At 63.9% G+C, this 1,035-nt stretch carries 1 protein-coding gene; it reads right to left on the bottom strand.

Annotation, left to right across the window (positions count from 1 at the left end):
* On the bottom strand, window positions 1-1,035 hold a 1,035-nt coding region (locus A2I95_RS41945; RefSeq protein ID WP_291738159.1), incomplete at both ends, for a molybdopterin cofactor-binding domain-containing protein.

The raw sequence follows: 1,035 nt of genomic DNA, 5'->3' as shown, positions 1-1,035 counted from the left end.
GGTCAGGAAGGATTCCGACCGGTCCGCGGTCCATTTCACGGTCCGGCCCGTCCGCTTGGCCGCGGCCAGCACCAGCGCCTCTTCGCCGTAATGGTAGATTTTCGACCCGAAGCCGCCGCCCACATCAGGCGCGATCACCGTCAGCTTGTTCTCGGGGATGCCCATCACGAAGGCCGAGATCAGCAACCGCGTCAGGTGCGGGTTCTGCGATGTGGTATGCAGCGTGTATTCGTCGCCCGATTCCTTGTAGGCGCCGATGGAAGACCGAGGCTCCATCGCGTTCGGCACCAGGCGGTTGTTCACCAGCTCAAGCGTCGTGACGTGATGGGCGTTCTTGATCGCCTCGTCGGTGGCCTGGCGGTTGTCCTCGATCCAGCCCCAGTCGAAGCACTGGTTTGTCTCGATCTCGTCATGCACGAAGTTGTCGCCCGAAAGCGCGGCCTTCACGTCGACGATGGCCGGCAGTTCCTCGATCTCGATCTCGATGGCCTCGACCGCATCCATCGCCTGCTGCTTTGTCTCGGCGATCACGGCGGCATAGGCGTCGCCGACGTGGCGGACCTTGCCATGGGCCAGCACAGGCCGCTTGGGTTCCTTCATGGGCGTGCCGTCACGGCTGTTGATCAGCCAGCCGGCGGGGTTGCCGCCGACGTCAGCAAAATCCTGGCCGGTGAACACGGCCAGCACACCGGGCATCGCCTCGGCGGCGGCGGTGTTTATGGACTTGATCAGGCCATGGGCGACCGTGGAACGGGCAAAGGCCGCATGGGCCAGGTCGCGGGCGGCAAGAAACACATACCAATCCAGTGCTTCACGGGCTTTGGCCATATTGCGGGCAATCTTAGCCAAAACAGCAGCGGTCAGCCCCAGCGGCGCAAGTTCCTCAAGCGCCCGGCGCACCCTGACCCGCTCGAACCTGGTATCCTCGTTGCTCGGGTCTTCAGACCAAGCGATGCCGCGGGTTTGCAGATAGTCGCGCAATTCGCAGCGGGTCACATCCAGCAGCGGCCGCAGCAGCGTCACACCGTTGTGCGT

The sequence above is a fragment of the Leisingera sp. F5 genome (assembly GCF_001593695.1).
The sequence above is the reverse complement of the archived record's forward strand: the minus strand, read 5'-3'. Positions and strand labels throughout refer to the sequence as shown.